Below are 19,390 nucleotides of genomic sequence, written 5' to 3'. Positions count from 1 at the left end.
CGAAATTAGAAGGGAGGGTACTATGAAGATTCAAAAATCGATTTTATTTTTATGTTTGGCCATCTTATGGCAAATCGGTTGTGCGAGTGTGATGGTAACCAACTGGACACCAGAAGATTCAGGTTTTAAAACAAAACCAGTTCGTGTATTACTCGGTTATGCGACCGATGAAGAAGTGTTTAAATCGACGGGTGAAATCATTGTTCGAGATGCAAACGACCTTACGATAAAAAAAGTTTACGACTTTTTATCTTTAAACCCCACGGCATTGAAAGCACCAATTTCCATTCAAAGCAATTCAGAATGGATCGAATACAAAGGTGTGAGTTACAGAGGCACAATTCTTCTCAAACCCATTGATGGAAAAATATTTATTATCAATTTAGTTCCTGTGGAAGCCTATTTATTATCAGTTGTTCCTTCTGAAGTAAGTGCTTCTTGGCCTAAAGAAGCGCTCAAAGCACAAGCGATTTGTGCTAGAACTTATGTTGTAAGAGAAATGTTAAATCGCAAAAAACTAGAGTTTGATGTAGATACTTCTACCAATACCCAAGTATACAAAGGAAAAAACAAAGAACATCGTAATACTTCGGAAGCAGTTTTTGAAACAGAAGGTCTTATCCTCATTCACAAAGGCCAACCGATCCAAAGTTTTTTCCATTCCAATGCTGGAGGTTATACGGAAGACCCAGCTAATGTTTGGGGAAGTCCTGTAGAATATTTAAAACCAGTTCCATCTGAATATGATAAAGATGGAGAGCAATATTCCTGGGAAGAAAAATGGAAAACAGATTTTATAAATACCAACTTACGCGATTTAGGTGTAGGTGAGATCCAAGATATTATTGTGAGTAGCCGATTCCCCTCTTCTCGTGTGAATGAAATAGAAATCATCGGAGCTTCTGGATCTAAAAAAATCAAAGCTACTGAGTTTCGAAAAAAGTTGGGAGCCACCAAATTAAAATCTACACGATTTGGAATTCGAAGAGAAGAGTCTGGTGAGTTCTATGTGAAAGGACTTGGCTCAGGACATGGAGTGGGAATGTCACAGTGGGGAAGTTTTGCCATGGCAAAAAGTCAGTTCAACCACAGGGAAATCCTACAACACTACTTCAAAGGAATCGAATTTGCAAGGATTGTAGCTAGGTAGTTTTTCCCCGTTTTTCGGTTTCCCTTTGTTCCTGGTTTAGGAATCTGACTTTAGGTTCCTAATCTTATGGCTACAGTTGAAGAATACCTCTCCCAAATCAAAGACCTGACGATTGTTCCGCCGGTCTTACTTTCCGTACTTTCCCTAGATGATGATAACGAACTCTCCTTTGGGGAATTAGAAAAAAAAGTCCAATCAGACCAAGTGTTAGTAGCAAGACTTTTGAAACTTGCGAACTCACCATTTTTCTCTAGAGGAAATCCTGTAGCTAACATGAAACAGGTGATCACTCGTCTGGGGTTCAAAACCGTTCGAAGTATGGTAGCGATGTCTATGACAGACTCGTTGTTTAGCCAAGGTAATTATAAAAAATTTAGAGATGAAGTTTGGGATCATTCTGTTGCCAAAGGAATTTTTGCACAAATTCTTTGTGAAGAAAAGAAATTCAAAAAAGAAGCAGAACTTGCCATCACTTGTGGGCTTATGCAAGATCTTGGAAGAATCGTACTCAATACGATTGATAGGACAAAATACATAGAAGTGTTAACGGAATTCCAAACCTCCGATGTTAGTTTGATTTCCTTAGAGAAAAAATTCTTTGGAGTGGATTCCTATGAAATGGGAAGTGCTGCGGCCAAACTTTGGAAAATGCCAACCATCATCATTTCTTCGATTGAGGATCTTTCCAAACCAGTTGCAGAACAATCAGCTCTCGGACAAATCATTGGATTTGCTGGTGTGATTGCAAAACTAACTGGTCATGGCAAACAAGAGCCAGGAACGGTAGAAAAATTAGAAGAATACAAATTGGCTCTTAGTCTTGAAATAGAAGACCAAAAAGCATTTTTAGCAGCGAAAGACGAAAAACTGAAAACAAACGAATTGTATCAGTTTTGTAGTACACTTTAAAAGTTTTTCCGGGAAACTAAACTTATCTTACGAGAAGGGTTTTACACTGAGAATTCTGTGTAACCCTTCTTTCCCCTTAATTTTTACAGGTTCCAATTCTTCATAACGGTATTTGTTCGCGTAATCTTCTGGAAGAAAATTATACAAACCTTCTGATACATATACATGCATTGGTTTGGCGATAGACTCAAGCCGGCTTGCCATATTCACAGTGTCACCAACGGCTGTATAAGATAGTTTTTGAAAGGAACCCACGTTTCCTACAATGGCTTTTCCCGAAGCCAATCCAATTCCTATCTGCGGAGTGAATCCATAAATCTGCAACCACTTAGGTTGCCAAAGTTCAAACACTTGCACCATTTCCACAGCACAATCCAATGCATTTTGTCTATGATCTTCTTGAAAAACAGGAGCACCAAACAAACACATAATGGAGTCACCGATGTATTTATCAATCATACCACCGTATCCCAAAATAACTTCTGTCATCGCGGTAAAATATTCATTTAAAAAAGAGATTACTTGTTCTGGTTTCATTTTTTCAGAAAGAGTCGTATAACCACGAATATCCGAAAATAAAACGGAGACTTCTTGTTCTTTTCCTTTTTGATCCAGAGAAAGAGTATTATTCATCAAACTTTCAACAATGATGGGGTCAACATACATACCGAAAACGTTTTGCATTTTCTTTTTTTCGGTTTCTAAATTCAATTTTTCTTCATATTCTTTTTCCAATTCCTTTTTGAACTTTTTAACCATCGTGTTCAAATCTTGGATTTCGGATTGGTTCATTCCATATAAATCTTGGAATCGTTTCAAACTATCATCCATTTGAATGGAAACTACTTTTTTACGGTATATCTCTCGGAACAAATTTCTAAATCGATGTTCCAAAACATTTTTCTTTAACCGCCGTTTGCTGAAATATTCATTAATTCCTAGTTGGAAGGCGTGGATAGGAAGTTGTTTTCCTTCGGCTTTTGTAAACACAACTACTGGAAGTTCAGAAGGGCCTGCAAGATCCATGATTGATTCTAAAACAGATTCAAGTGGATCTTCCAATTCTGGAAATTGGATTTCAGTGATTAGTAAATCATACTCTGCTTTTTTGATTTCCTCGGCGCCGTTTTCAAAAACAGAACGCCAAGTGAGTTCGATATAATCCCCAAACCACTCCACAAGTAGTTGGGAAATGGTATCATAAGATTTTTTTTGCGGTTCTAAGACCAGGACACGAACGATTTCTTCTTTTTCTAAATCCACGCGCCTTATTATTCATTCTCTAAAATTTTGTGAAGCGCCTCTTGAAACCGGAAGGAAAATCTTCCCATTAAAAGACGAAAACCTTGTAAAATCACGTCTGGTCTTGGGGGATCTCCTGAAATATAAAGATCTGGTTCCGCAGGTCGGTTCCCCATGGGAAATAGTCCCCCACTCACCGCTTCCGTCCCGCAGGCAATGAGTGCCTTCGGTTCTGCCATCACTTCCCAAGCTGTCTCCAGTGGACCCACCATATTCTTTCCGACAGGCCCTGAAAAAACAATAGCATCCGCATGTTTGGGACTTGCGACACAACGAACCCCTTCTCTTTCGGAATCAAAAACTGAATTAAAAGAGGCATTCAGTTCCGATTCCACAGTGTTGTTTCCTGCAGCGGCAACCTCTCGGTATAGGAATCCTCTTTTTTTGGTTAATTCTCGGAACTTCTCTTGATTTGCAGTCAGTGAAGAAGGTAAGTCGCTTACTTTTTCCATTCGCCCAGAAATGTAAGTGACTTTCAATTCATCACGACTTAAGGCAAAGGTATAAATAAAACCAGAGTTCCTAAGTTTTCCATCCGAACACTCTGTACAAAGTCCACATTGCAAACATTTACCGTAATCAAATTGAACTTCTGTTTCCGATACAATTCGAATTGCTTTTGTAGGACAAACTTCTGCCGATGAGGATAAGGATTTGTTTCCCTCCTTCAACTTTGCCGTAGGAACGGGAATTCCGCGACTTGTAGGATGGATGGGAGAAGCTGTATTAAAATTTAATACATTTTTTGGAAAAACAAAACTTTTTAGTTCATATAAAAAATTCATAAATCAAACCCAACATAACTAAGATTAAACGATTTATTGTTCAAAGGAAAATCACCAACTTGTTCTCCACGAACAGCGAGTTCAAGTGCATGCCAATTTAGAACCGATGGATCACGGATATAAGAATTTTTTACAAATCCATTGGTATCAAAATCTAAAGAAACAAGAACTGGGCCTCGCCATGCTTCCACACTTGCCGTATAAATTCCCGCTTTTGGTTTCCATTCTTTCCACTGACTTGGTTTGCCAGCAGAATCATTTTCCGACCATAAAGATTCAAAGTCCAAGTCATCCAAATGTGATTCGATCCATTTTAAGGATTGTTCAATTTCCGTATAACGAATGTACATACGAGCCCAAACATCTCCATTATAATGATGATGTTCTTCCTTTAGTGGTAAAGGAACCCAACCTGGATAATCAGGATTCCCGATTCTTAAATCATCACTGACTCCGGCCATTCGAGCCACCATTCCCGAAAAGCCATGTTTTTCTACATCCAGTTCGGAAATAAAACCACAACCTTGCATTCTTTCTTTTAAAGTAGAAACAGAAAGGGCCCGTAAAATTTGAGGACGAACTTTCTTAAAATAAACCTTCTTTAAATTGAAAAAAGCATCTTTTGCTTGTTTGGCGGATATACGTCCATTGACACGAACTCTTCCTGGACGAACTGCAGCTTTTCCAAATCGATTTCCAGTCCATGTTTCCATAAGACCAAGGGCAGCCCCTCTATCTGTGACACAGACACCATACAACGGATAATATCCAATATCCTCCGAAATACCACCCAAGTCACCGATATGAACAGCAATTCGTTCTAATTCAACGAGAAAGGAACGAAATAAGCTAATATCTTTTGAAATTGATATTCCATACATTTCTTCGTAGATTTTACTAAAAGCGGTCGCATAACCAACACTAGTATCACCTGAAATTGTCTCTGAAAACGGCATAACTTCCAATACAGATTTACCAACCATTTTTTCTCGGATGGCTCTGTGTTGGAAACCCAATCGAATGGTTAGGTGACGAATCACTTCTCCTTCCACCACAAAACGAAAATGTCCAGGTTCAATGATTCCCGCATGGATTGGACCTACTGCATGAGAATAATTTCCTTCATGAAAAGGAACATGTAGTCCATGATAACTCAGATCCCTCACAACACCGGTTTTTTGATGGAGAGAGAGAGTTTTTCCTCTGTTATCAGATAAATAATCTTCTTCTTTTAATTCAGAATAATCTTCAAGACCCATATCCTGTCCAAAGGCATGACGGACAAGCCAAACTGGATACTGAGGATCTAACAAAAAATCAATATTACTTTTTTTAGATTTTACTTCTTCCCGAATCATTTTTTGATCGCGGATGACAAACTGGTGATAAACACCATCAAAATTAGTAAGGCCTGTTATCTTTTCCATATATATTCTGCCAATAAATAGGTTAAACCATATGTACCAACACATACAGTGAACAAAAAACTAAACCAAAAGAATACCAAACGAGTTTGTAATATTCCGTAAACACCCGGTTCAAAATTGCGATTGGGCAACCGAACAAGAGGTAAAACTTTATTGAGTGCAATAAAGAAAAAGACAGCACCTACAATTGGAAAAAGAAACAAAAAGAACATTTTCTGTTTGATGGCGATTTCAATAACTTTTAAATCCAAAACAAAAACTGGAGACAAAGGAAACACAAAGGCAACCAGTAGAGCCAGTAAATACATATACAACGCTTTATGACTGAGAGAAGATGTTTCTAAAATCTGAGAAATATTCCTTTTACCAGCATCCATCCGCAAAATTCCCATAGAAAGAAAAACTAAAAGTTTTACGAGAACCGTTGTTGATAATAAAAAATAAAACATATCATCAGTTACATCTAACCATAAAAACAAAGTTAACATCCCTGTATGGAAAAGAGCAACTTTTGCTGATATTCTACGAATGTCTTCACGAGAAAATAAAATCAATGTAGAATAAAGGATGGTTAAAATTCCAATAAAAAGAATTCCGTTGGCTGCATTGATCGCATGGGGATTAATTTCCCTTTCTAACTGAACGAGTGGCCGAATGGCAAGAACCACACTCACTGGCACAAAAGACGCAATCAATGAAGAGATTTGGCTTGGACTCTCAGCATAAGTATCCCCTACCCAAAAATGGTTTGGCACAAGTCCCAGTTTTCCACTGTATCCATAAACAGTTAGCAAAATCCCAGTTTCAATCAAAAGTCCACTTTGACCCACTAACCCTTGTTTTAGAGAATTAAAATCTAAATTTTCCAAAGGAGTTGATGCAAAAAGTAAGATCACAATTCCTAAAAATGCTAAACCAAGTGCAAAGGAGTTGATTAACAAAAACTTCCAACCAACGTGAAATGAACGTTCTGTTCCACTAGAGGAAATCAACAAAGCACCAAATAAGGTTGAGGCTTCTATCAAAATCCATTTCAGAACAATGTTGTCAGTAAACCAAGAATAGAATAATGAAACAAAGAAACCAATTTTCAAAAGGCTCCAAAGCCAGATCCGAGTTTGTCCCTTAGTTGGTGCAAAGATCGAAACAAAAAAGATTACAAGAAAGGCAATGACACCTGAAAGATAAAATAATTCTTTCATCATAGTTTTCTCTCCTTGGTATGCATATGCGGAGAGAGTTGTAAAATTCCTCCAGAGACAATAACAAGAATAGCATCCAAAAAAGATCCAAACTCAAGTCCAACAGGAAGGCCTTTATCCAAAACCATGGTAAGGACAAAAATTCCATTTTCAAAAACACAAAATCCGGCGATGAGAGCAAGCCAGTTTCGCCTAACAACAAAACAAAGGATGCCAACATACACGAGTAAAATTACGTAAATGAGTCCAATTTTATGAACAGGAATAGAAAGAACAGAAACTCCTTCTGTAATTTTGACAGCAAGGACAAGCCCAAGCACCATAAAAAGCAAAGTTGCCAAGTATCCAAACCTTGGTGCTGTACTTTCGTTCATTTTGGATTTATTCGCAGTCCAGTTAAGAACCCAAGGAGTGAGAATTCCTTTAAACAAAACGACCATTACAATGAGTGAAATTGCATGTTTCCAATCTTCTTTATGAGTTTGCAAAACAGGGAAAACTAACAGAAATCCTTGTGCGCTCAAAAAAAATATAATTCGACTCAATCGGTTTTCAACCAAAACAACAACACCGGTGAGGAGTAACAATAGATAGATAAAATCGTATATCATAATCAACCTTAAGACAATTTAACCAAAGTTCCCAATATCAAAATTGCTATAAAAGTAAGCCCCATAAACTCAGGAATCCAAGTCCATTTCCTTCTGACACTATTTGATTCCCAAAACCCAAGAATGATCGCAAGTAGTATCACCATAGGTGCAATCATGAGTTCACGTGCAAAAATACCTAATCCTTCATTTTCAAATAACTTTGAATGTTCCAAAGCCAATTTTACCAGAAAAACAAGCAAGGTGGATAGTTTTATAGAACTTGCCAAATCAAATGCACCCAACTGTTTTCCCGATGCTTCCAAAATCATTGCTTCATGGACCATGGTTAACTCCAAATGAGTTCTAGGATCATCAAACGGAGGTTTTGCGAGTTCAGCCAAAATAGCAATAAAAGATAAAGAAAGAAAAAGTAATCCAATCAATGCCCCTTGTGGGCTCACTGAAATTTCTATATGAGATTGAGCAGCAAGGATCATTAAGATAAAGGTAGGTTCTGCCATCACAGAAAGTAAAATTTCCCTACCAGAGGCCATACCTCCAAAAGAGGACGCTCCTTCCATTGCAAAACTCACGTAAGCGAATCTATAAAGTGCAAGGAAAAAAGGAATCAGAATGAAAGGAGCCCATTCAAAAAGAACCACACTCCAAATCATTAACGCCGAAAACAATGCCACCCTCGGTGCCAAATGTGTAAAATCAGATAAATTAGTATGGGAAATCGGAGTTTTCCGTAGCGATTTATCAACTTCCCAAAAGAACTGAAGTAACTTTGGACCCCGCCTACCTTGTGCGAATGCCCGAACCTTCCGAATAATGCCCGTTAGCAAAAAAGGAAGTATCAGAAACAAGGATATTAAATAAATATAATATAATGTATTTTCCATCTATAGTCCCCCAAAATCGCCCAAAATCAGAAGAGAAAAAATAAAAATCAGAAACATAGAGGAAATTGCCAAATATTTACTAACGTCTTCATCTTTCGGATGATTGGTTGCTGAAACAAACCTTGTCCCTAATTTAAAAAAATATGTAATTCCTTTGATTAGGAATGTATCTATTTTGGATTCCCCAAGTTTATTTAAAAAATACCTACCGAGAGAATTTCGCAAAGGTTCCGAAAATACGGAAGTTGGAATGGAAAGTTCGTGACCACTATACCCTCCTCCACAATCCCAATTTTTTGTTTTTGGTTCCCCGTATCGTTTCAACTGATAACGGTCATACATGCGGAAAACAAAAATAGTCCCAACCGTAATATAAGAAACCAAAGATACTATCCAAAACCATTCACTTAACATTTCATCAACGAATGGACTTAACATTGGTAACCTTACAAAGTATGGTAATACTAATGGGAAAATAAAAATGACTAAAGCCAAACTAAACAAAGAAATGATTACCCATGTTCGTTGTTTTGGGCCAAATGGTTGGATATTAATATCTTTACTCGGAGTTGACAAAAACAAACTCATAAAGAGTTTTATATGCGCAAATCCGCCTAATACAATCCCAAAGAAAATAAAAATCATAGAAGGTAGAAGGAAAACGGAACGACCAATGGGAAGATCCAATATTCGAGCATTCAAATAAAAGTATGTTGCTTCCGAAACAAATCCCAAAGTGCCAGGTAGAACGGCATAACTAAATGTTCCGGCCCCAACTAACAAAGGAGATATACCAAGCAACCGACCAATTCCTTTTAATTCATCACTAGAACTTGAATTCTTGAGCCTAGCAACCATACCTATCGAAAACAATTGAAAGGTTTTAGAAAAACAATGATGAAACAAACTTAAGAAAAATAAAATTCGAAAGGAATTACTTAAATTCATAAGTTCCGCATCTACAGAAAACTGAAACATTCCCGCGATAATCAAACACAACCAAAGAAAATTGATCGATTCAACCGAACTATAGGCTAAAGAAATTTTAGGGTCTTTATGAAAGAAACTAGTGATTCCGCCGAAAAAAATCCCGAGAGCAGCAAGTGGGAATAAAATTTGATATATGATAGGATCTAACTGGTTAGGTAAAACATAACGATAAAAAAGTAATAAAGGGAAAACTTCCAAAACACCTGCAAACGAACCCAATGCATGTGACGGCCCACCTTCATTCACTTTAGGGATCCATAAATGAAATCCAGAAAATCCAGATTTAATCAAAAGACCAATTAGTAAAAGTATAATCCCTACGTTGTCACCATCGGGTAACATGACCCAAGCGGATAAAAATAAGGCGGCAATTCCAGAAGCCAACAATAAGGAACCTAAACTTTCAATTTGTTTTTTTCCAAACTCCGTTCCTGAATAAATTAGAATCGTCGAGAAGGATGTTACTTCCAAAGCAATGGGAAGAATGAGTGATTTGCCAGATAAATAACAAACACCAAGAGCAGACCAAAAAATTATATAACCAATGGTGACTTTATTTTTTTCCTTTGGTTCATACGACTGAACCAACATAAAAGAAGAAAAGCCGATATAAGCCTGAATGACAAGACCAACCAAAATCGGAAAATCAACCGACAAAACATCATAATTAGAGCATAAGAATATAACTAACGGAGAAAGCGCAGATATACCCACCAAAACAGACCTGAAGATTGAAATCCTTTCATCTTCTAACATAACTACCTCAAAAACTAAATTTTTAGAGAAAAAATAATGTTATGTGAAACTGGGTGGACCACGGCGGTCAGGAAATTTGAAAGAAATATAACTAGGAGAGCGATGTGTAGAAATTAGGGAAATAAAGGAAAAACTAACAGAAATGTAAACAGGTAGGGACGAAATGTGCAGGAAACTTTCTTCTTCCCCAGGAGATTCTTCCGAATTTTTTTCATTGGAAAAATTTTCACCAGACTCCGCAAACTCCACAACAGAAACCCAAGGTTGTGACTTCCCGATAATCGAAACTGATATTAGCAGAATGAAAAATATACGTGCTACCAATCAGTTTGACCTCTATCTTGATAATCCCTATGGTCTTATAAATGGGAAGTTATTTTTAATGGACGAACAAAAAAAAGAATCAACAACGAAAATTGCCATAAAAATGGAACATGTAGATAAAACCTTTAGGCAAGGTGAACTAACTTTTCCTATTTTGAAAGATATCTCCCTTGAAATTGCTGAGAAAAAACTAGTTACCCTTATGGGTCCGTCGGGTAGTGGGAAGTCAACTTTACTCAACATCCTGTCTGCAATTGAAACTGCAGACTCAGGTAAAATCGAAGTTTTTGGAAACCAGTTGTCCGAAACAACAGAACAGGAACTTACAAATTACAGACGCAAAACAATTGGTATAGTCTTTCAATTTTTTCACTTATTTCCTTATTTATCAGCACTTGATAATGTAGCTTTGCCTCTTCATCTCTCTGGACTCACAAATTCCGCTGCCAAAAAGAAAGCAAAAGAAACCCTTTCGTTAGTTGGGCTAAGTCACAGGCAAGAATTTACTCCTAAAGAAATGTCTGGCGGGGAAAAACAAAGAGTGTCCATCGCAAGGGCAATCGTCCACCAACCAAAGTTAGTTTTTGCTGATGAACCCACTGGAAATTTGGATTCATCCTCTTCCGAAATGATTATGAAATTATTCGAAACTTGTGTTAAAGAGTTGGATATATCTGTATTTCTTGTGACTCATAACGAACAAATTGGACAATCTGGTAACATAAATCTTCATCTGTTGGATGGGAAAATTCAATCAAAATGAAAAACGTTTTTTACGGATTTATCTTTGGATATTTTAAGGATCATATCCCAAAAATTGGATTATCAATCCTTGGAATTAGTTTAGGAATTGCTCTTTTTGTAAGCACACAAATCAATTCTTGGCGAGCCGAACAAACGGTCATTGATCAAATGATCGGCTACTCTTCCGAAAATTTTATAGGGCGTTATGTAACCAACAACCAAAACCAAGGAGCCTCTGAAGATTTTTTAAAATTACTCGATTCGCAAATATCAGAAAATTTAAAACTTGAACCAGAGTTACAAACTAAAGCGATTCTCACTCTACCCAATGGCCAAATCATTAGTCTTCCCGTTATCGGAAAAGATATTCTTCTTTCTCAAACCTTACTACAACCTCAAAACAGAAAGGATAAAATTCCCAAGTATCTGATCAGCCAGGCACTTGCTGACAAACTCTTATTGGCAGAAAACAAAGAAATTATATCTATCTGCGACAACGATATTATCATAAAAAACGAAGACTTTCATATCTTACCCGCCGATGGTATCTTCCTAGTTATGGACATTGCAAGATTACAATCAATTTGTAATCTCAACCATCACATAACTTCAATATGGTTGATTCAGGACAAAAACAATCATTTACCCAAAAATATCCAGCCAATTCATTCAGAAGATTGGACTTATGAATCAAAAGAAACTTTGATCGAACGTGCAGGAATTGCATTAAGTTCTTTAAAAATTAACCTAACAATTGTATCTCTAGTTTCTGTTTTAATTTCTTTTTTTATGGTATCCAATATGTTTACCGGAATTTATCTCGAAAGAAAATATGAATTCGGAATTTTATTATCGATAGGCACAAACAAAATCACCAATTTTTTATTATTTTTAACACAAGCCATTGTCATCGGATTTTTGGGTGGAGTGGTGGGAACACTATTCGGAATTTTCATTGCAAACACAAACCTCATCACAACGGTTAACACAATTACTGACTCCAATCAAATCCGATCCTATAGGGACATTCCACTCTCCATAATTTTTACAGGACTCAGTATTTCGATTTTTGGTTCCGTATTGGCATCCATTTACAATTCCTATAAAACAATCCAGATACTTCCCATTGATCTTATCCGAGAACGTGATCTTCAAAAAGAAAAACCATTTTTAGGACTTTCAAAAAGAACAAACTTCTTAATAGCAATTTTATTCATCAGTTTTGGAATTATCTTTGGGTTGATTCGATTTGCAAAACAAATGGCTCCCGGGATGGTTGGAGTCGGGTTTGTCATCATTGGTTTTGTTTTATTAATTTTTCTAATAATCCCTTTTTTAATTAGTATTTTAGACAAAACTCTTTCTAAGTTTCATTTTTCCCCAAGTATTGAAATTGGGATCAAAGAGATTGGAACCGAACCATGGAAATATGGCCTCACGGCATCAACCATCATGCTATCAACTTCTCTTGTTCTCACGTTAACCAGTTTAACTGATAGTTACGAACATTCTTTGGTTCGCTGGGTTGATGCAGAAAACAAATCAGACTATTCATTAATTAATGAAAAAAAATTAAATTCGGGTGACCCAGGTGTTCCGGTTGCATTATTCGAATCCATGAAAGTAAACCAAAACTTTCAGTCTATAGAACCTTTCTATGTTGATTCCAAATTCATTGTCAACGGAAAGTATTTCACCTTACACGTATTAAATTTTGAAAACAACTATGACAAAAACCAATTGATCGTTTCAAAAAACCTTTGTTTTTTAGAGAAAATTTGTAAGGGGGATTTCGTAAAAATTAGTACAGACTTAAACTCTCAGGTCTCAGTAAGAATCCAAGACCAAAAAGAACATTTTTTCTCAGAAAGAGGAACGATAATGATGGATTATTCCTTTTTTCAAAAGAACTTCAATTCAAAGTTCCTTAATTCCATTCGAATTTCGAAAAGCAGCCAACTAACGCACGAGGAAACAAAAACAATTCTTCAAAAATTAGCAAAGGAAAATGAATTAAAATATATAAATATTATTGAACTTAAAAAACTATATTTAGAGGGAATGAACCAAGTATTTTCAATCTTAGATACATTAAAAGTTTCAGCTCTTATCATTTCAATCCTTGCCTTAACCACCTCACTGGTATATTTTATAAAAGAGAAATCAAAAATTTTAGCAGGACTCAAAGCAATTGGAATGGATTCGTTTCAAATGTTTCAGATGATTTATTCCCAAGCATTGTTCCTGGTTACCTTAGGTTTTTTTGCAGGTATATTCAATAGCCTCATCCTCTCCCCTATAGTCATTTTTGGAATCAATCGAAATGCCTTTGGATGGATTCTCGATTTCCAGTATCCGCTACAGTTTGTAGTAAAACTCCCGATTCTAATCCCCTTAATCACATTTTTTATTTGTCTTCTACCATTCTACTTTCTAAAACGAATGAAAATTTCAAAAGAACTAAAATATGAATAATTCTTTACCGAAAAAGCGCTACTCGTAACTTCTATTCATGGCCGGAAGTATCAAAGTTTGTTTGGAACTCGCAGATTTGATTCGAAAAGAAAATCTCGAATCAAGAGAAAAAATCCCAACATCAGATACACATTTACGAATATGGTCTTCTCAACTGTCGAGAACAGAGGAAGACTTAAGAAAATTACTTACAGCATTAAGAGACAGCCATCATATTTTTATTGTGTCAGTGGTTGCTCCCGATCCGAACTTATTTGTTTATGGAGAAGATGCTTACGTTTTTGCAGAACCATTCATTCTAAACGAATTAAAAAAACACTCCGAAGATAACCTGGAAAAACTTTACGAGGCGAGTAACTATAAAAGAAAATCTGCATTCCAAATCACAAGAGAGTTATTTCCTAAAATCAAAGAATTCAACAACACTCCCCTAGGTAGATCTATCAACGTCTCTGTGATGTTAGAAGAATTCCAAAGGATGCTTACGGCTCAAAGTTATGAATACACTGACCAATGGCGCCGAAACAAACTTCAAGAAATTTTTAAAGATGAAATTAACGCTGCAGAAGAACTAGCAAACACAACTTCGACCAGAGATTTTGACCCCACTAAACGTGCCGTAGACCAACTAAAAGAACAAGGTCCAAAAGAAAAAATTGATCAAAACTGGGTGAAGGCAAAAGAAAACTTTTCTACCGAATTTTTATTGCGGGTTCATTTTAGAAAATATGAGTTTGATATTGTTAAAAAATTAATCCAATCGGGAAAACTGAAAGATGAAAAAGACATCAAATACGTTCGTGACACTCTCCAATTGATGGAGAACCGATTAGAAGAAGACAACCTTTTGAAAAGATATGCAACAGAGATGATCGAACTCAGAAGATATGCCCAAGCAAAATTAAATATGCTTAGGCAAGGCGTTGGCTCAAAACAAGAAAATTAATTCTAAAATTAGCTTTTAAGCCAGCCCGATTTATCTAACTGAATATATACTTGGAAGAAAAACACTACTAAGCTGATAAAAATCATTCTTCGTTTCAATGAAAACTGGCTAATTGTATGATTTTGTTTTTCTGGCAAATAAAGAAGATAAATGATTAAATTTATATTAAAAAATAAACCTAAAAACTCTGGTGAAAGTATTGGTAATTTCTCTTTAATAACCGGTATGTACATTCCAATGAGTACGAACAAACTAGGAAAAAAGTATATCGGTGTTTTTAGATTCCATAATCTATCTTCCGTTAAATCAACAACTCGTTTGAGACCAGACTCTTTTTCTAAAGTAGAAACAAGTTCTTCCTGTAATGCAACATTCACAATAGGGTGAATTTTTTCTGTTGTTTCCAAAACTACACGATCATATCCACGAAATTTATCGGTGGTAATCGACTCTAGGTCTTTAATTCGAATTGTCGCACAATTTCCATTTGCGTCGAATTGTTTAAGCGATCCACCTTCGAGCTCAATTCTTCCAGAGGAAAGGATTTCAACTTGTTTAAGAAAGTTTTTCCTCAAAAACCAAAAAAACAAAGCCAACATCGGAAGGAAAATAGTAAAAAATTGAACTCTTCCTTCTTTTGGCACCTGTAAACTGTTATATGAAACAAAAATTACGAAAAGGGCAATCACCACCCACGTTCTTCTTAATAATTTGTTTCTAAACAAATTTACATCGTAATGAAATGTCTTTTGTATACTCATTAAAAAAACTCACTTTTGCGAAAGATTGACTCCATTTGAATTCCAGAGTTTTCTAAGTTTTCTGCACCACCCTCTTCCCGATTCAATATGCAGATACCTTTCGTCACTGAAATTCCAACTTCTCTCAAAACTTGGACTGCCTTCAGAGTAGATCCACCTGTAGTAATTACGTCATCAACGACCAAACAAGATTTTATTTCCTTCCAGAACCCTTCAATTTGTTGGCCAGTCCCATGACCTTTTGCTTCTTTCCTTACCACCAAAGGGTAAACGAGTTTCCCTTTCTTCTGATAAGCTAAAGCAATTGAATAGGCCAAAGGATCTGCGCCAAGAGTGAGTCCCCCCACTGCCTGGAATTCGACATCCAGTTTCGGAATGATTTCTTCTACAAAACACTCAGCTAATATGGCCAACCTTTCCGGATGGAGAGTGATTTCCTTACAATTTAAATAATGTTGGGATTCTAGGCCGCTGGCGAGTCGAAAAGGAGTCTCTGAAAAGCGATATACATACGATTTCATCCACTCAAAGAGTTGATCACGATACTTTTGGGACATATTCCAATTATTTTTCCAATTCCGCCTCGGGAAGTATAATTTTATCTTGAAGAGATTAAATAACTGACTAAAAAAGGTAAGTGACTTACTTTTTACAGTCACTTTCGAATGTAAGTGAGTTTATAAAGAAAGCCACTATATAAAGTAAGTCACTTTCAAAATAAAGCGACTTACCTAATTTCTCTCTCAAAATTTCATCCAAATTCCCGATTTGATCTAAATTTGATCGAAGGGAACTGATTTTGGACCAAAACGGAGAAGGAAAACCTCTATGGAAATGATCACAATGAGAATCCCTCTAAGGGAACGAAAGAAGCAAACCATTCAGACTTCAGTTTTGGAAGCGGCAAAGGAACTATTTCAAAGAAAGGGATACTCGGCTGTCACCGTATCGGAAATTGCCGACCATGCAGATATTTCCGTAAAAACACTTTTTACTTACTTTCGATCCAAGGAAGATCTCGCCTTCCAGGATGAAATATTATTTTGCGATGAACTCATTCAAAGCCTACTCGGGAGAAAAAAAGGGGAAACGCTATTCGAAGCATTCAAACAATTCCTCTGGAATTTAATCCAATCGATCGACCCCGAAGATCTAGTGGATTCTTTGCCTGGTTTTCATCCGTGGATGGATAGTCCTGAGTTAGAACAAAGATATTTATTACTTTGGGAACATTATGAAGTGAGACTAGCTGACGCCTTACAATTAGAAACTGGTGGCGGGGAATTCAACCCAGTTTTGAGGGTGGTTTCTGGTCAAATGGTGTCCGTTATACGGATATTAGGTTCAAAGGCTTTTAAAGACTATTTAAAACCAATCCCAATTGCACTTAGACACCGTGCTTTGGAAAAATGGTTACTTGGATCCTTAGAAATGGTATCTGGGATCCAAGCTTATTCCAATCAATACTGATGATTCAGTATTGATTAATCAACGCGTGTTTTATCTGCTAAAGTGCCAAGGAAAAGAACTATTTTTTTGGTCTCTTCGTCAGAAAGATCCATTCCTAATTGATGGAAAGCCATCTTTTGAACAGCTTCATCTAATGTTTTCACTTGACCGTCATGAAAATATGGTCCAGTGAGTGTAATATTTCTAAGGCTTGGTACTTTGAAGAAAAACTTATCTTCCGACTTTTTAGTTACATTATAAAGTCCAAGGTCAGCTGTTTTGTATTCATTTACTTGACCAATCTTTCTGTAAGAATTTGCTCCAAGTAAATTTCCAGAATGACAAGATGTACATCCTGCTGCTAGAAAACTTTTGAATCCCTCTTGTTCTTCTTTAGAAATACTTTTATAGTCACCATTGATAAAATCATCAAATCGAGAAGTTGTCACAAGTGTTCTTTCGAATGCCGCGATCGCACCTGCTAAGTTTTCGTAAGTCACTGGAGTTTTATCACCAGGAAATGCTTTTGCAAATAGGGTTGGGTAGTCAGCATCTTCATTAATTCGTTTTAAAACTTCTTTTTCTGAAGGCATCGCCATTTCCACAGGATTGAGGATCGGTCCTTTTGCTTGGGCTTTTAAGTCTGCCGCACGGCCATCCCAAAATTGAACAAAGTGAAAACCTGCATTTAAGACAGTAGGAGAATTTCTATCTCCATTTTTACCGAAAGCCCCAGGGGAAGTGGATAGATTGTCCACACCAGCGCCCTTACCTTCCACATTGTGGCAGGAATTACAGGATTGGGTTTCATTTAGAGATAACTTTTTCTCGAAATAGAGCTTTTTCCCAAGGGAAATTAGTTCTTCTGTATCATTTTCGGAACCAGGCATTTTTGCCGGTAACGCACCGATGATTTGTTTTGCTTTCACTTGCAAATCTTTGGTTTCTTGCGATGGCCCACAATTTGCGAGCGATACGAATAGAAGGGAGAGAAGAAAAGGTGTAAATATTTGTTTGAGCATATCGATCCTCTAGACGGATAGTCCCAGAATTTAGGCGGAATCGGCAAGTTAGAAATATTATACAATGAGTCTAAAATTAGAATCATATTAATTGTATCCAAACTGAACAATTTGAATGGTTCTAACCCAAGTGCAGACCCAAAAAAGATCAGGGAATCATCAATTTACGGCAAATGGATGTCCCATCGGTTAAATCTCGGTGACAAACAGGAAAAACCAACCCACTTTCAATATTGGCACGATTTATGCTTATAGTTTCTTGAGAATTTTAGGAGCTATTTATGTTGAATACAAGAAGAACTGACCGCATTGAATCATTGGATTGGGACGATTTGGTTTTGAAACTTTTTTCAATCAATGAGAACCCTGAATTCCTAATCGCAAAAATTGGAAATATTTCGGAACTCGGTGTGAGCGGAAGTTTGGTTCAGGACATCCATCTCAAAGATCGTGATTATGTTACCGGAATCATTGAAAGTGATCTGACTCGATCCAGAATTTCCTTTAAAGGCAAAGTGGCTTGGATCAAAGAAACAAACCAAGGTTCGCATTTTGGAATCAAATTTTTGGAAGAATTGATTTTACCTAATTTTATCATCGCTAGATCCATCGCAGAATCAGCCGCCTAAGGGCAAAAAAATCAAGATTCAAAGTCGGATTCTTACGAGAATCTCTCGATTTGCGAGAAACTTAGTCCGATATTAATGGGGAAGCTATGTCCCAAGTCAAACATTTGATATCCTGGCAAGATTGGAGTGATGGAGAAATCCAAGAACTCCTAGAATTTGCAGTTTATGTAAAGAAAAACCGAGTTTATTTTTCCGGACATATGGCAGGCCGTTCGCTTGCGATGTTATTCCAAAAAACCTCAACAAGAACGAGGGTTTCTTTTGAAGCAGGAATGACAGAACTCGGGGGACATGCAATTTTCCTGGATTGGATGGCTTCCAACTTCCTTTTATCTGATATCGATTTCGAAGGGAAATACCTTTCTAGTAACGTTGCTGTCATCATGGCAAGACTAAAAAGACACGAAGACTTATTGGTATTAAAATCCGGTTCTACTGTTCCTGTTATCAACGGATGTTGTAATTTATTCCATCCATGCCAATCTCTTGCGGATATACTTACAATCGTTATGGACTCACCAAATGATTGGAAAAAGAAAAAACTTTGTTATATTGGCGTACATAATAACGTAGCAAACTCCTTGATTGAAATTACGGCTGCACTTGGAATCCACCTAACTTTAGTAACTCCTATTGCTTCTGATGAATCCATTGTAAAAGCATCGATCGAAAGAGCGAAACAAAAAGGAACTATATCATGGGAAACAGATGTTAAAAAAGCTGTTTCTGATGCTGACTATGTGTATACGGACACTTGGGTAGATATGGAATTCTTCAATGATCCGAAATTCCAAAAGGAAAAAGAAGAAAGAATCCAATTGATGATGCCCTACCAAGTAAATGCAGAACTACTTAAAAATACAAAAGCAAAAGTTATGCATGATATGCCGATTCATTCTGGTTATGAAATCACTAGAGAGATGGTAGAAAGTGATCGTTCGATTATTTTTACGCAGGCAGAAAACCGACTTGATGCTCAAAAAGCAATTATACTGAAACTTTTAGAAAACCACGGTTAATC

General features: G+C 36.7%; 18 protein-coding genes. 8 read left to right on the top strand and 10 right to left on the bottom strand.

Features of this window, described 5'->3' with window-relative positions:
* Positions 1 to 22 precede the first annotated feature (22 nt).
* Together EHQ70_RS06465 and EHQ70_RS06460 are read left to right on the top strand one after the other, a co-directional pair.
* Complete coding sequence (locus tag EHQ70_RS06465) at positions 23 to 1,150, top strand: SpoIID/LytB domain-containing protein (protein ID WP_135584673.1); 1,128 nt, start codon at positions 23 to 25, stop codon at positions 1,148 to 1,150.
* A gap of 66 nt (positions 1,151 to 1,216) precedes the next feature.
* Positions 1,217 to 2,059: an HDOD domain-containing protein gene (locus EHQ70_RS06460; RefSeq protein WP_135584671.1), complete on the top strand. Its 843-nt coding sequence runs from the start codon at positions 1,217 to 1,219 to the stop codon at positions 2,057 to 2,059.
* A 27-nt stretch (positions 2,060 to 2,086) separates the two neighbouring features.
* Here the strand turns inward: EHQ70_RS06460 and EHQ70_RS06455 are convergent, their stop codons facing one another.
* From EHQ70_RS06455 to EHQ70_RS06425, 7 genes are read right to left on the bottom strand one after another with little or no spacing between them, the layout of a single operon-like run.
* Positions 2,087 to 3,322, bottom strand: coding sequence for an adenylate/guanylate cyclase domain-containing response regulator (locus EHQ70_RS06455; protein ID WP_135584669.1), 1,236 nt, complete (start codon positions 3,320 to 3,322; stop codon positions 2,087 to 2,089).
* An 8-nt stretch (positions 3,323 to 3,330) separates the two neighbouring features.
* Entirely contained in the window at positions 3,331 to 4,146 is an 816-nt protein-coding gene (locus EHQ70_RS06450) for an NADH-quinone oxidoreductase subunit B family protein (RefSeq protein ID WP_135584667.1), read from the bottom strand.
* Positions 4,143 to 5,573 carry a hydrogenase large subunit gene (locus EHQ70_RS06445; protein WP_135584665.1) on the bottom strand — a complete coding sequence of 477 codons (1,431 nt, stop codon included), beginning with the start codon at positions 5,571 to 5,573 and terminating at the stop codon, positions 4,143 to 4,145. The genes EHQ70_RS06450 and EHQ70_RS06445 overlap by 4 nt, the downstream gene beginning before the upstream one ends.
* Positions 5,561 to 6,778, bottom strand: coding sequence for a proton-conducting transporter transmembrane domain-containing protein (locus EHQ70_RS06440; RefSeq protein ID WP_135584663.1), 1,218 nt, complete (start codon positions 6,776 to 6,778; stop codon positions 5,561 to 5,563). The genes EHQ70_RS06445 and EHQ70_RS06440 overlap by 13 nt, the downstream gene beginning before the upstream one ends.
* The gene (locus EHQ70_RS06435) at positions 6,775 to 7,386 is read right to left on the bottom strand and encodes a formate hydrogenase (RefSeq protein ID WP_135584661.1); all 612 of its coding nucleotides are present in this window, start codon (positions 7,384 to 7,386) and stop codon (positions 6,775 to 6,777) included. Before EHQ70_RS06435 ends, EHQ70_RS06440 begins: the two co-directional genes overlap by 4 nt.
* An 8-nt stretch (positions 7,387 to 7,394) precedes the next feature.
* Positions 7,395 to 8,273: an NADH-quinone oxidoreductase subunit H gene (locus EHQ70_RS06430; RefSeq protein ID WP_135584659.1), complete on the bottom strand. Its 879-nt coding sequence runs from the start codon at positions 8,271 to 8,273 to the stop codon at positions 7,395 to 7,397.
* Positions 8,274 to 10,019 (bottom strand): proton-conducting transporter transmembrane domain-containing protein, encoded by a 1,746-nt coding sequence (locus EHQ70_RS06425; RefSeq protein ID WP_135584657.1) that lies wholly within the window; start codon positions 10,017 to 10,019, stop codon positions 8,274 to 8,276.
* Between the two features lie 382 nt (positions 10,020 to 10,401).
* On the opposite strand from EHQ70_RS06425, the gene EHQ70_RS06415 reads away from it, so the two are divergent.
* The 3 genes from EHQ70_RS06415 to EHQ70_RS06405 are packed head-to-tail and all read left to right on the top strand — an operon-like array spanning position 10,402 to position 14,508.
* Positions 10,402 to 11,106 (top strand): ABC transporter ATP-binding protein, encoded by a 705-nt coding sequence (locus EHQ70_RS06415; protein WP_135584653.1) that lies wholly within the window; start codon positions 10,402 to 10,404, stop codon positions 11,104 to 11,106.
* The gene (locus EHQ70_RS06410; RefSeq protein ID WP_135584651.1) at positions 11,103 to 13,562 is read left to right on the top strand and encodes an ABC transporter permease; all 2,460 of its coding nucleotides are present in this window, start codon (positions 11,103 to 11,105) and stop codon (positions 13,560 to 13,562) included. The genes EHQ70_RS06415 and EHQ70_RS06410 overlap by 4 nt, the downstream gene beginning before the upstream one ends.
* Positions 13,563 to 13,599: 37 nt before the next feature.
* Positions 13,600 to 14,508 carry a hypothetical protein gene (locus EHQ70_RS06405; RefSeq protein ID WP_135584649.1) on the top strand — a complete coding sequence of 303 codons (909 nt, stop codon included), beginning with the start codon at positions 13,600 to 13,602 and terminating at the stop codon, positions 14,506 to 14,508.
* A gap of 8 nt (positions 14,509 to 14,516) precedes the next feature.
* Here EHQ70_RS06405 and EHQ70_RS18730 read toward each other — a convergent pair whose 3' ends face one another.
* Together EHQ70_RS18730 and pyrE are read right to left on the bottom strand one after the other, a co-directional pair.
* Positions 14,517 to 15,269: a hypothetical protein gene (locus EHQ70_RS18730; RefSeq protein ID WP_135584647.1), complete on the bottom strand. Its 753-nt coding sequence runs from the start codon at positions 15,267 to 15,269 to the stop codon at positions 14,517 to 14,519.
* Positions 15,269 to 15,826, bottom strand: a complete 558-nt coding sequence (gene pyrE, locus EHQ70_RS06395) for an orotate phosphoribosyltransferase (RefSeq protein ID WP_135584645.1) — start codon at positions 15,824 to 15,826, stop codon at positions 15,269 to 15,271. The genes EHQ70_RS18730 and pyrE overlap by 1 nt, the downstream gene beginning before the upstream one ends.
* Positions 15,827 to 16,097: 271 nt before the next feature.
* On the opposite strand from pyrE, the gene EHQ70_RS06390 reads away from it, so the two are divergent.
* Positions 16,098 to 16,739, top strand: coding sequence for a TetR/AcrR family transcriptional regulator (locus EHQ70_RS06390; RefSeq protein WP_135584643.1), 642 nt, complete (start codon positions 16,098 to 16,100; stop codon positions 16,737 to 16,739).
* A 14-nt stretch (positions 16,740 to 16,753) separates the two neighbouring features.
* Here EHQ70_RS06390 and EHQ70_RS06385 read toward each other — a convergent pair whose 3' ends face one another.
* Entirely contained in the window at positions 16,754 to 17,740 is a 987-nt protein-coding gene (locus EHQ70_RS06385; protein ID WP_135584641.1) for a cytochrome-c peroxidase, read from the bottom strand.
* 281 nt (positions 17,741 to 18,021) lie between these two features.
* Between EHQ70_RS06385 and EHQ70_RS06380 the strand changes: the two genes are divergently transcribed.
* Both EHQ70_RS06380 and EHQ70_RS06375 read left to right on the top strand, forming a co-directional pair.
* Complete coding sequence (locus EHQ70_RS06380) at positions 18,022 to 18,369, top strand: LEPBI_I2431 family sigma-54 regulated protein (protein WP_135584639.1); 348 nt, start codon at positions 18,022 to 18,024, stop codon at positions 18,367 to 18,369.
* Positions 18,370 to 18,455: 86 nt separating this feature from the next.
* A complete protein-coding gene (locus EHQ70_RS06375) occupies positions 18,456 to 19,388 on the top strand; it encodes an ornithine carbamoyltransferase (protein ID WP_135584637.1) in 933 nt (310 codons plus the stop codon).
* Positions 19,389 to 19,390 lie beyond the last annotated feature (2 nt).

Origin of the sequence: Leptospira congkakensis (assembly GCF_004770265.1) — a bacterium.
Taxonomy (GTDB): Bacteria; Spirochaetota; Leptospiria; order Leptospirales; family Leptospiraceae; genus Leptospira_A; species Leptospira_A congkakensis.
Note: the sequence above shows the minus strand (reverse complement) of the source record. Positions and strands in the feature narration are given on the sequence as shown.

What these genes read in the sequence shown, in the direction of transcription:
- EHQ70_RS06375 (WP_135584637.1), top strand. Translation starts at nt 18,456, where the DNA reads ATGTCCCAAGTCAAACATTTGATATCCTGGCAAGATTGGAGTGATGGA.
- EHQ70_RS06460 (WP_135584671.1), top strand. Translation starts at nt 1,217, where the DNA reads ATGGCTACAGTTGAAGAATACCTCTCCCAAATCAAAGACCTGACGATT.
- EHQ70_RS06425 (WP_135584657.1), bottom strand. Translation starts at nt 10,019, where the DNA reads ATGTTAGAAGATGAAAGGATTTCAATCTTCAGGTCTGTTTTGGTGGGT.
- EHQ70_RS06405 (WP_135584649.1), top strand. Translation starts at nt 13,600, where the DNA reads ATGGCCGGAAGTATCAAAGTTTGTTTGGAACTCGCAGATTTGATTCGA.
- EHQ70_RS06380 (WP_135584639.1), top strand. Translation starts at nt 18,022, where the DNA reads ATGTTGAATACAAGAAGAACTGACCGCATTGAATCATTGGATTGGGAC.
- EHQ70_RS18730 (WP_135584647.1), bottom strand. Translation starts at nt 15,269, where the DNA reads ATGAGTATACAAAAGACATTTCATTACGATGTAAATTTGTTTAGAAAC.
- EHQ70_RS06450 (WP_135584667.1), bottom strand. Translation starts at nt 4,146, where the DNA reads ATGAATTTTTTATATGAACTAAAAAGTTTTGTTTTTCCAAAAAATGTA.
- EHQ70_RS06390 (WP_135584643.1), top strand. Translation starts at nt 16,098, where the DNA reads ATGGAAATGATCACAATGAGAATCCCTCTAAGGGAACGAAAGAAGCAA.
- pyrE (WP_135584645.1), bottom strand. Translation starts at nt 15,826, where the DNA reads ATGTCCCAAAAGTATCGTGATCAACTCTTTGAGTGGATGAAATCGTAT.
- EHQ70_RS06435 (WP_135584661.1), bottom strand. Translation starts at nt 7,386, where the DNA reads ATGATATACGATTTTATCTATCTATTGTTACTCCTCACCGGTGTTGTT.
- EHQ70_RS06410 (WP_135584651.1), top strand. Translation starts at nt 11,103, where the DNA reads ATGAAAAACGTTTTTTACGGATTTATCTTTGGATATTTTAAGGATCAT.
- EHQ70_RS06385 (WP_135584641.1), bottom strand. Translation starts at nt 17,740, where the DNA reads ATGCTCAAACAAATATTTACACCTTTTCTTCTCTCCCTTCTATTCGTA.
- EHQ70_RS06440 (WP_135584663.1), bottom strand. Translation starts at nt 6,778, where the DNA reads ATGATGAAAGAATTATTTTATCTTTCAGGTGTCATTGCCTTTCTTGTA.
- EHQ70_RS06430 (WP_135584659.1), bottom strand. Translation starts at nt 8,273, where the DNA reads ATGGAAAATACATTATATTATATTTATTTAATATCCTTGTTTCTGATA.
- EHQ70_RS06445 (WP_135584665.1), bottom strand. Translation starts at nt 5,573, where the DNA reads ATGGAAAAGATAACAGGCCTTACTAATTTTGATGGTGTTTATCACCAG.
- EHQ70_RS06465 (WP_135584673.1), top strand. Translation starts at nt 23, where the DNA reads ATGAAGATTCAAAAATCGATTTTATTTTTATGTTTGGCCATCTTATGG.
- EHQ70_RS06415 (WP_135584653.1), top strand. Translation starts at nt 10,402, where the DNA reads ATGGACGAACAAAAAAAAGAATCAACAACGAAAATTGCCATAAAAATG.